General features: G+C 74.9%; 4 protein-coding genes and 1 pseudogene. 2 read left to right on the forward strand and 3 right to left on the reverse strand.

The window, feature by feature from the left end; genetic code table 11:
• The 3 genes and pseudogenes from metX to AAHZ94_RS26495 all read right to left on the reverse strand — a co-directional run.
• Positions 1-1,088 (reverse strand): homoserine O-acetyltransferase MetX (metX, locus tag AAHZ94_RS26485; RefSeq protein ID WP_349995842.1); only part of this gene is annotated, 1,088 nt, incomplete at its 3' end.
• Between the two features lie 92 nt (positions 1,089-1,180).
• A pseudogene (locus AAHZ94_RS26490) lies at positions 1,181-2,539 on the reverse strand (bifunctional o-acetylhomoserine/o-acetylserine sulfhydrylase); the annotation flags it as partial.
• Between the two features lie 675 nt (positions 2,540-3,214).
• On the reverse strand, positions 3,215-4,108 hold the full coding sequence (locus AAHZ94_RS26495; RefSeq protein WP_349995843.1) for an MBL fold metallo-hydrolase: 894 nt from the start codon (positions 4,106-4,108) through the stop codon (positions 3,215-3,217).
• A 164-nt stretch (positions 4,109-4,272) separates the two neighbouring features.
• Here AAHZ94_RS26495 and AAHZ94_RS26500 point away from each other — a divergent pair, with 164 nt between their 5' ends.
• Together AAHZ94_RS26500 and AAHZ94_RS26505 are read left to right on the forward strand one after the other, a co-directional pair.
• Positions 4,273-5,265, forward strand: a complete 993-nt coding sequence (locus AAHZ94_RS26500) for a LysR family transcriptional regulator (protein WP_349995844.1) — start codon at positions 4,273-4,275, stop codon at positions 5,263-5,265.
• A 211-nt stretch (positions 5,266-5,476) separates the two neighbouring features.
• The coding region (locus AAHZ94_RS26505) for an oxidoreductase (protein ID WP_349995846.1) at positions 5,477-6,381 on the forward strand (905 nt) is incomplete at its 3' end.

Genomic DNA, 6,381 nt, shown 5'->3' on the forward strand with positions numbered 1-6,381 from the left:
GGCGGCCGTGCTGGCTCCGCTGCTCGGCAAGGCGCCGGCCAAGGAGGTGCTGAGCCGGGCGTCGGCGCAGGCGGCGGGCGCCCGCCCGGCGCGGGGGGGGGGGCCCCGCGGGCCCCCCGGGGGGGGGGGGGGCGGGGGCGCTGGGGGGGGGCCCCGCCGCCGCGGCCCCGGCCCACGTCGTGCCCGTTCATGGCCTCGGTCAGCACGACATAGCTGCCCGCGTCGAAGCGGCGGGCCAGTTTGGCCGCGTGATGGTCGAGATAGGACTGCACCGCGTACCTGCCCTCCCGCCACGGGTCCTCGCCCGGCTGCGCGGCGTGCGCGAAGCGGCCGGCGAGCTCCGGCTCGCTGCGGTACGTGACGTGCGCGATGCGGCGCGCGATGCCGAGGCCCTGGTGCGGTCCGGCGCCCGGCGGGGCGTCGTGGTAGCGGCCGGCGTGCCAGTGCGGGTCGGCCCGGATCGCGGCGATCTGGATGGTGCCCCAGGCGATCTGTTCGGCGGACGCGGCGGCCGGGCAGGCCAGGACCAGCAGCGAGCCGGTCCGCTCGGGGTGGCACACCGCCCACTCCAGCGCCCGCATGCCGCCCATCGAACCGCCGATCACCGCGGCCCACCGGTCGATGCCCAGCGCATCGGCGAGCGCCACCTCGGCGGCCACCTGGTCCCGCTGCGTCAGGTACGGGAACGCGGGCCCGAGCGGGTGCCCGTCGGGGCCGGGCGAGGCGGGCCCCGTACTGCCCTGGCAGCCACCGAGCACGTTCGGCGCGACCACGTACCACCGGTCGGTGTCCAGCGGCCGGCCCGGGCCGATCAGCGGGTCCCACCAACCGGGGGTCGGGTGCCCGGGGCCGGCCGGGCCCGCGCCGTGGCTGTCGCCGGTCAGCGCGTGCAGCACCAGCACCGCATTGCTGCCGTCCGGCGCCGGCCGCCCCCACGTCTCGTACGCGAGCCGCACGCCGGGCAGCGCCCCGCCGGCCTCAAGCGGCAACGGGCGCTCCAGCGTCACCCAGCGGCGCCGTCCCACCGGCTGCCCCTCCCGCCACCCGCCAGTGGCCGGCGGGAGGGGCGCTGCCGTCGACACGCGCATGGTCAGGACGCGCCCTCGGCGACCGGGTCGGCCTCGGCCGGTGCCGGGTCGGCTCCGTTCTGCGCCGGGTCGGCCTCCGGTCTGGCCGGGGCCGCCGCGGCCTTCGCCGCCCGGAAGCCGGCCTCCAGGTCCGCCTTCAGGTCGTCCGGGTGTTCCAGGCCGACCGAGAGCCGCACCAGGCCGGGCGTGGTGCCGGTGGCCGCGAGCTGTTCGGCGTCGAGCTGGCTGTGGGTGGTGGATGCGGGGTGGATGATCAGGCTGCGTACGTCGCCGATGTTGGCGAGGTGACTGAAGAGCCGCACCCCGTCCACGAACCGCTTGCCCGCCTCGATGCCGTCCCGCAGCTCGAAGGTGAGCACCGCGCCGGCGCCGCGCGGCAGGTAGCGCTGCGCGCTCTCGTACCACCGGTTGGACTCCAGGCCCGGGTAGTGCACCACCGAAACCTCCTCGCGCTGTTCCAGCCAGCGGGCCAGCTCCAGCGCGTTGGTGGTGTGCCGCTCGATGCGCAGGCTCAGCGTCTCGATGCCCTGGAGCAGCAGGAACGCCGAGTGCGGGGCGAGCGCGGGGCCGATGTCGCGCAGGAGTTGGATGCGCAGCTTGACGGCGAACGCGCCGGCGCCGAGGTCCGGCCAGTAGCGCAGGCCGTGGTAGCTGGGGTCGGGCTCGCTGAAGTCGGGGAAGCGCTCGGCGTGCGCGCCGAAGTCGAAGGTGCCGGCGTCGACGACCACCCCGCCGATCGTGGTGCCGTGCCCGCCGAGGAACTTCGTCGCCGAGTGCACCACGATGTCGGCCCCGTGCTCGATGGGGCGCAGCAGGTACGGCGTGGGCAGCGTGTTGTCCACGATCAGCGGCACGCCCGCCGCGTGCGCCACGTCCGCCACGCCCCGTACGTCCAGGACGTTGCCGCGCGGGTTGCCGAGCGACTCCGCGAACAGCGCCTTGGTGTTCGGCCGGATCGCCGCCCGCCAGGCGTCCAGGTCCTCCGGCTCGTCCACGAACGTGACCTCGATGCCGAGCCGCGGCAGGGTGTGTCGGAAGAGGTTGTACGTGCCGCCGTAGAGCGAGGTCGCCGAGACGATGTGGTCGCCGGAGCCGGCCAGGGTGAGGATCGCCAGGGTCTCCGCCGCCTGCCCGGAGGCCAGCGCCACCGCGGCGACGCCACCCTCCAGCGCCGCGAGCCGCTCTTCGAGCACGCCGGTGGTGGGGTTCTGGATGCGGGTGTAGATGTTCCCGGGCTCGGCGAGGGCGAAAAGGTTGGCCGCGTGCGTGGTGTCCCGGAAGGCGTACGAGGTCGTCTGGTAGATCGGCACCGCACGGGCACCGGTCGTCGGGTCGGGCGCGGCACCGGCGTGGATCTGCCGGGTCTCGAAGGACCAACCGCTCTCCGCACCGCCCGGGGCGGCGTCGGCGGGGGCGTGTTCCGGGGTGGCGGAGTCGACGGACTGGCTCATGTCTGGCCTCGCAGCGTTGTGTTCGGTGGGCACGGTCGAGCGGCACGGTCGCCGGTGCCGTGGCGGGCGGCGGCGCGCCGTGATCCGCACCGGGTGGGCACGGGTGGGTCACACCGGAGCCGTACGGCGCCGGGCGGAGGCGCTCACGGCCGGTGTACGGGGGTGGTTGACCACGGACGCTAGACGCGCCGACTCGGCGAGCGGAAGCCGGTGGCCGAGATGGCCACGGAGGCGCAACACCCGGGCAACAAAGGGCATCCGGCGGCCGGTTGCGGGCCATGCCCCCGCTGACCGCGGTGGGGCGGCAGGGGCTGCCGGACCGGGTGCGGGTGGTGTGCCCGAGGAGGTGGGTGGGGATCGCTGCGGTGTCCTGCGCCCCGTCGTGCCTCCGTGTCAGCCCGTGCCCCGTAGCGTTGTACGAGCCGGGCCAGCTCGCCAGCCGTGCGCCGCGCGGCCTCGCCAGCCGCGCCCGTATCGCCTCACCGACTGCACCGACTGCACCGACTGCACCGGCCGTGCCCCGTACGCCCCACCGGCCGCACCGCCCCACCCACCACGCCGGTTCAGCAGCCGTGCCCCGCGCCGCATCGCGAGTCGCGCCCCGTGCCGCCTCACTCACCGCGCCGCCCCACCAACCTCGCCCCGTACCGCCACCCCAACCCCGCCCCGCACCCCTCACCAGCCGTGTTCCGCGCACAGGCACCTGACGCCCTTTTCGATCCACTCCCGGCCGACCCAGTGTGGGTGGCGTTGGACCATCAGGGCCGTGATCTGCTCGACGGTGGTCTGTTCGCTGGCGGCCCCGGCCCGGTGCATCCACGTCTCGTCCCACAGCAGTTGCAGGTAGTCGCGCGTTTCCGTCAGCAGTTCGGGCCCGCCCACCTCGCCGTGGCCCGGCACCACGACCTGCGGCGCCTCGGCCGCGAGCCGCCGCATGACCGTGAGCCAACGGGTGCCCGAGACGTCGATGTCGTGCGGCGGGAACCACGGGAAGATCGAGAACTGTGCGGCCTCCACCAGGTCCCCGGTGAACAGCACGTCCACGTCCGGCACCGAAACCAACTGGTCACCCTTGCTGTGCGCCCGGCCGGCGGCCTGCAAGAGCACCGTCCGGCCGCCGAGGTCGAGCCGGTGGGCCTTGCCGTAGACGACGTCGGGCCGCGGCAGTTCGACATCGACCAACTGGCGCGCGATCGGTTCGCCAAGGCCGCGGAACATCTCCAGATAGCCGGGGCCCTTGGTCGCCAGGTCCGTGGCTTGCGCCTGGTTGACCACGTACGTCGCCTCGCCGGCGAAGACCTGCGCCCCGTACGCGTGCTCCGGGTGGAAGTGCGTCGTCGTCAGGAACAGCGTGCGCCCCGCCGCGTAGTCGCGCGCGAAGTCCAACACCTGTTGCGCATTGCGCGGGCCGAGACCGGTGTCGACCACCAGCACGGAGTGCTCACCGCCGATCAGCCCGATGTTGGGCACGAGCTGCACCCGCTGGTCGGGGATGACGAGCACGTCACGGGCGACTTCGGTGGCCCCCGCGACGTGGACGAGGGGTTCGGAGAGCACGTGATCGGTCATGGGGACTCCAGGTCCGGAGAGGTGGCGGGGGATCGCGATCCACCCCGCCCGCCCAGTGGGCTCCCGCGGCGGCGGATCGAACAGAGCCAGTTCACTCCCTGCGCCGCCGGGCCGTCCAACACCGTTCGCGCAGCCACGATGCCGTACGGGTATCGTCGCTGCTGATGGAGCTCCGTACGCTGCGTTATTTCCTGGCCGTCGCTGAAGAACTGCACTTCGGCCGTGCTGCCGTGCGCCTGCGGATGACCCAGCCGCCGCTGAGCCGGGCCATCAAGCAGTTGGAGGCCGACCTCGGTTGTGCGCTCCTGGAGCGCTCGCCCGCTGGCGTCTCGCTCACACCCGCCGGCGCATTGTTGCGGGAGGAGGCGCGTGCCCTGCTGGCCAGGGCCGACCGGGCGCGGGCCCGGGTCGCCGCGGTCTCGGGCCCCGCCACCCTGACCGTGGGCACGCTCGCCGACAGCGCCGCGCAGATCGGGGCCCCCGCGGCTGCCGCCTTCCGGGCCCGGCACCCCGGCGTCCAAGTGGTGATCGAGGAGGGCACGCTGACCGATCCCACCCTGGGGCTGCGGGCCGGCCGGGTGGACGTGGCGCTGACCAGGGGCCCGTTCGACGAGACCGGGATCAGCACCCGGGTGCTGCGCTCGGACCGGGTGGGGGTGGTGCTGCGCATCGACGACCCGCTCGCCGGACGCACCCTGCTCCGCCTCGCCGACCTCGCTGACCGGCGCTGGTTCCGCTTCCCGACCGGCACCGACCCGCTCTGGCAGGCGTTCTGGACCGGTGGCCGCGACCCGGCCGCCGACCAGCGGGAACCCGTCATCCGTACGGTGCACGAGTGTCTGCAATCCGTCCTGTGGAGCGGCACGGTCGGGATCGCCCCGCTCGGGCAGCCGCTCCCGGCGGGCCTGACCGTGGTCCCGCTGGCCGACACGGCCCCGAGCCACCTCGTCGTCGCCTGGCAGGGCACCGACCCGGGCCCGCTGGTCCGCTCGTTCGCCGCCATCGCCACGGCCCTGCACCGCGCGGCGGGCGCAGGCCGGGGCACCCTGCCCGCGCCGCCGGCCCCACCCGGGCCCACCACGCCGCCACCCGCCCGGACGGCCACCCCCTGCACGGCGCCCGCGCCGACACCCACCCGCGGGGCCGGCCGCCGCTGAGGCCCCGCTCGTACGGCGTCTCAGGCGTACGACACCGAGCCCGAACGCCGCCCGCCCCGCACTGCGTCCCGCCGGCAACCTCTCGTACGACATCACACCCGGACGAAGCCGCGCAGCCGACAACTCACTTGTCGCACAAGGGAGTTTGGGACGGAAGGGGCCGCCTTGCGGGCTTGCCTTAGAGCGCACTCTGATACGTAGCCTCGCTGGCATGACGACAACACAGCAGCAGGCGATCGGATCGGGCTTCGGGGCGAGCAGTACGGCGCAGCAGGTGGTGGCGGGCGTCGACCTGACGGGCAAGCTCGCGGTCGTCACCGGCGGGTACGCGGGGTTGGGGCTGGCCACGACGCGGGCGCTGGTCGGGGCGGGCGCGCGGGTGGTGGTGCCGGCCCGGCGGCCCGAGGTGGCGCGCGCGGCGCCCGAGGGCATCGAAGGGGTCGAGATCGACGCGCTCGACCTGGCCGACCTGGCCGGCGTACGCGACTTCGCCGACCGCTTCCTGACCACCGGCCGCACCATCGACCTGGTCATCAACAACGCCGGCATCATGGCTTGCCCGCTGACCCGGGTCGGCCCCGGCTGGGAGACCCAGTTCGCCACCAACCACCTGGGGCACTACGCGCTGGTGAACCGGCTGTGGCCGGCGATCGCCGATGGCGGGGCCCGGGTGGTGTCGGTCTCCTCCAGGGGTCACCAACTCTCCGGCATGCGTTGGCAAGACGTGCACTTCGGCGACGACGCGGAGTACGACAAGTGGCTCGCGTACGGGCAGGCGAAGACCGCCAACGTGCTGTTCGCGGTGGAGTTGGACCGGCGCGGGCGGGAGTCGGGCGTGCGGGCGTTCGCGGTCCACCCCGGCGTCATCCTCACGGAGTTGGCCCGGCACATACCGGTGGCGGAGCAGCGGGCCGCCGGCTGGATCGACGCCGAGGGCCGGCCGACCGACCCGAACAAGAAGACACCCGAACAGGGCGCCGCGACGCAGGTGTGGGCGGCCACGTCGGCCCGCCGGGCCGCCCCCCGCGGGGGGGGCGGGGCGGGCGGGGGGCGCCCCCCCCCCCCGGCCGGGGGCCCGCCCCCGCCCCCCCGGGGGGCCCCCCCCCCCCCCCCCCC

This window comes from Streptomyces sp. HSW2009 (assembly GCF_040240285.1).
GTDB lineage: Bacteria > Actinomycetota > Actinomycetes > Streptomycetales > Streptomycetaceae > Streptomyces.